A 4,003-nucleotide genomic window follows, 5' to 3' on the forward strand; every position below is an offset into this window, starting at 1 on the left:
AGGTTTACATAGGGATCGCAAAGCAATGAGCCGAGATCATAAAAGGGACTTCCGAAGCGCATCCCCTGGAAGTCGATGAGAAAAGCCTCTCCATCTCGGATCATCACATTCTGGGATTGCAGGTCGCGGTGAACGAGGCAGCGCCTGGTCCCGGAAAGGCTCTCTGCAAGGGCGGAAAGCTCTGCTTCGAGCTCCTGCTCTATGGCAGACTCAAGTTTGATCCCGCAGACGCCTCTTACAAGGTAGTCCCTGAAGTAATCCCGCTCCCAGCGGTACAGGTCGGGACCAAAGCCCTCCATAAGCCTCACCCGGTCAGAGGGAAAATCCTTTCCGGGAAAGGAGTGAAGCCTGTGAACGATCGCGAGGGTTTTCTGATAAAGGGCCCGTCGGGTTTCCCGGGGGGAATCCTTCAGCGACCAGAGGTCTCGATCCCCCATATCTTCCATCAACATTAAACAGCGGTCCGGATCATGGCGGATCAGCCGGGGGACAGGGATATGTATGTTATGAAGAAAGACCGCGATGTCCGCGTAATAGGTATTTTCTATACGTTTCGGGTTGTAATGGATAAGGATGGCCGAATCCCCGTGACTCAATTGTACTCTGAAAAATTCCCTGTCGGAGCCTCTCCCCGCCAGGGGAATGAGTTCCACGGCAATGGACCCTGAAAGCCCCAATGCCTCCCGCGCAAAACCGATCATAGGGTTCATCCATTCTCCATAGCAGCTTTAAGACGTCTGTATTCTTTGATGGAGCCGATATCGTGCCACGCTCCTTCGTCTATAATGACCCCTCGGACAGATCCAGGTTTTTCCGCAATCCTTTTAAGGAATACGGGGATGACGGATTCGATCTTACCTGCTTCAAGATGCCGGAGGAGCGACGTCTCCACAGTATAGATACCGGTAAAGAGGCAGCTTTGCACTCCAGGATCGCCAAGCCTGTGGCGGAGATCGCAGACATCGCCCCGTTCGTTGATGTTCACGTTGAGGAGAGGGCCGCTGCTCCGCAATGCCATGGTGACGTCAGGTCGCTTCTCTTCGTGGTCGTCAACCAGTTTCCGCAGAGGAAGGTCTGTAATCACATCGCCGTTGTAACATATGATCGCTTCATCATCGTTGAGCAGGTCTTCAATGTTCTTTAACCCGCCTGCCGTATTAAGAAGAACCGGTTCATGACGAAAGGTGATGGGCGCGCCGCGCCATTGCCTGTCAGGAAGCTTTTGCGCGTAGGTTTCCGAAAGGTGATGGGTATTGACGATGAAACGGTCAACCCCTGTTCCGAGGAGGTGGTCCATGACATAGGTGATGACCGGGCGGCCGCCTATCGGGAGAAGCGGTTTCGGACATTTTTCCGTCAGCGGGCGAAGCCTCACGCCCAATCCCGCACCCAAAATGAAAGCAGTCTTAAACCGTCGTTTATTCAATATAATTTCCTTAATTCCACACCGGGGAAATAGTGTATGAGGATCTGTTCGGCGCTGAAACCTTTATTTGCCATAACAGCGGCGCCGATCTGACAGAGCCCAACGCCGTGACCCCAACCGGCGCCGTGGAAGATGAACCGATCCGCTTTGCCGCGGGAGCTGCCCTCCATCGTTACTATAAACGCGCTGCTGTATAAGTGGCTCCTGGAGAGCCAGCGCCGTATTTCGAGCTCTTTCCCCACGACCATGGCGCGTTTTGATCCGACGATCTTAAGTCTGGAGATCCGCCCTGAAGGACCACGACGAAGCGGTGTGATCTCCATGAGGGTCCCGAAATCAAAGCCCGACTTCTCCCGCAGGATATCCTCTATCTCCTCACGGGTGTATTCAACCTTCCAGCGGAAAAAGCCCTTTGTCTCCCGGTCGAAGTCAGGAAGGATCTTTACAAGGAGACCGGCGTCATCTGTGTTGCAATACGCCTCAGGCTTCGAGAAGATCCAGGCGAAGGCGTCCTCCTCTGTCCTGACCGGATTGAATTGTGCCGGTGCGTCGGTTATGCTGACAAGGTAGGGGATCTCCCGATCTCCCCATGCAGTGCAGAAATCCTCTGTTATCCCCCCGCATGCCTTATAATAACGGGCATCGCATATTTTGTTTTGATGCATGATCACCGTTCCGGAGGTCTCCCGGACAGCCGCTTCCGCATTTCCGGAAACGATCTTCGTTATACCCTGGTAACGCTGGCAGTGGTCATCGGCGCATACATCATAGATGTCGTGGTCTTCCTGTTCATACCAGCGCACGACCTCGTCTTCGTTTGCGGTGATCTTCACCGCTGTTACGGATCTTTTTTTTGTCTCTTTTTTTCGATCGAGGGTCGAAAGAAGCCAGCTGCGTGACATGATTGCGTGTGTCTTCAAAAATTCAATAGGGGCGGCGCCGCTCATTTCAGAGGAGATGACGCTTTTCAGGTAGTCTTCCAGGGGGATCTCGTTGATGACGGCCATCGTTCCGTCCTCGCGGGAGCGGAGTACAAGGTCTCCATGAAATGTCTGATCCTCGGTTCTCTCCCAGTGAAAACTGATGCCTATGGTCACATGAAAAAGCGTGAACGTAGAATCGTTGCGCGATGTGAGCCTGATCGAAGGAGAACGGGCAACACAAAGGTTATTTTCATCATTCAACACGATAATCCCGCCCGATGTTTTTGCTGAAAACCTGCCCGACAGTGGACCGAACCCATCCCCATGGAAATTGCCGTTCAGACGGCCGGAAACCTCGACCCGTTGATCCATAATGCCCACGGTTATTTTTGGCTCATTGTTCATTCCTGTCCCGGGACTCCCTGGAAAAGATGATAGCGGGAAAATGAAGGCCTGTCAAACCTTATTCCCTTTCCGGGGATATCGTCAATCCCGGGAAATAAAACTCTTTTCCAATGTTTTTTCTGCTATAATGGCATGCGAAAGGTTTATGCATATTCATTAATGACATTGAGCATCTGTATGTGAGTATGTCTTCGTAGGCCCAAACGTTACACTTTAAGGCGGTACGGTGAAGCATTCATTTTTCACATCCATACGAGCCCATTTAATCTTTCTTGTCTTGATATCGGTCCTTCCTGCCATCGGGATCATTATCTATACAGGATTAGATCGTCAGCACCATGACATAAAGATGGCAGAAAATGACGCGTTGCAGGCCCTGCACAGTCTTGCATATGACCATGAGCGTGCCGTTGAAAGTGCCCGCCACTTTCTCATGACGTTGGTCAAGATCCCGGACATATATAACCTGAAAGTTTCTGCGAGCAGCAGGCTGCTCGGGGAATTGGAGAAGCAGAATCTGTTATACGGGAACATCTTTGTCGTCGATGCCAGGGGGATGTTGTCTTCCTCCGCCATTCCTACTGTACCAATGGATCTTAGATATAGAAAATATTTCCAGGATGTCCTGCGGACAAAGAATTTTTCTGCCGGTGAATATGCAGTGGGGCGGATCATTCATCGACCGGTGATCCATTTTGCCTATCCTGTATTCAATACCGGGAAACACTTTAAGGGTGTTATTGCGGTAGCCATTGACCTTGAACATTATGCTGAGGCATTTACAAGGACGAGGCTGCCGGAAGGGTCTGTGTTTGGAATATATGACCACAAGCATATCCGGCTCTACCGGTCCCGGGAATCAAAAAAGTACGCAGGGGTGATCGATTCGCCTCATATGATCAGGCACATGACGAGTGGTCCTGCCGAAGGGGTTTTTACGGCAGTCGGGGTCGACGGAGTAAAGCGCCTGAACGCCTATAAAAGGTTTTACCTGAAAGACAGCACATCGCCATACCTTTTTATGCGCGTCGGCATCCCCGAGGAGACAGCCCTTGCCGATGCCAAAAAAACTTTATTCGTTAACATCACGCTTTTGTGTCTTGCTTTTATCATTGCCCTGGGATCGGCGTGGTTCGTAGGGAACATTATGATCGCGAGAAGGCTGAACAGGCTTGTGGATGCCTCCAGGCAACTGGGGCACGGCGATCTTACCGTCCGTACCGCCCTTGACCATAGCGAGGACGAACTG

4 protein-coding genes are annotated in these 4,003 nt (G+C 51.6%); 1 reads left to right on the plus strand and 3 read right to left on the minus strand.

Translation table 11 applies throughout. The features are described 5' to 3' along the window. From PHU49_07510 to PHU49_07520, 3 genes are all read right to left on the minus strand, one after another. Positions 1 to 710: aminoglycoside phosphotransferase family protein (locus PHU49_07510; protein MDD5243850.1), on the minus strand; the 710-nt coding region annotated here is incomplete at its 3' end. Beyond that, the gene (locus PHU49_07515; GenBank protein MDD5243851.1) at positions 707 to 1,393 is read right to left on the minus strand and encodes a sugar phosphate nucleotidyltransferase; all 687 of its coding nucleotides are present in this window, start codon (positions 1,391 to 1,393) and stop codon (positions 707 to 709) included. The genes PHU49_07510 and PHU49_07515, both read right to left, overlap by 4 nt. A gap of 29 nt (positions 1,394 to 1,422) precedes the next feature. Then, the gene (locus tag PHU49_07520; GenBank protein ID MDD5243852.1) at positions 1,423 to 2,754 is read right to left on the minus strand and encodes a SpoIID/LytB domain-containing protein; all 1,332 of its coding nucleotides are present in this window, start codon (positions 2,752 to 2,754) and stop codon (positions 1,423 to 1,425) included. Between the two features lie 226 nt (positions 2,755 to 2,980). On the opposite strand from PHU49_07520, the gene PHU49_07525 reads away from it, so the two are divergent. After that, positions 2,981 to 4,003, plus strand: a 1,023-nt coding sequence (locus tag PHU49_07525) for a hypothetical protein (GenBank protein MDD5243853.1), incomplete at its 3' end; no start/stop codon positions are given.

The sequence above is a fragment of the Syntrophorhabdaceae bacterium genome (assembly GCA_028713955.1).
Classification (GTDB): domain Bacteria; phylum Desulfobacterota; class Syntrophorhabdia; order Syntrophorhabdales; family Syntrophorhabdaceae; genus UBA5609.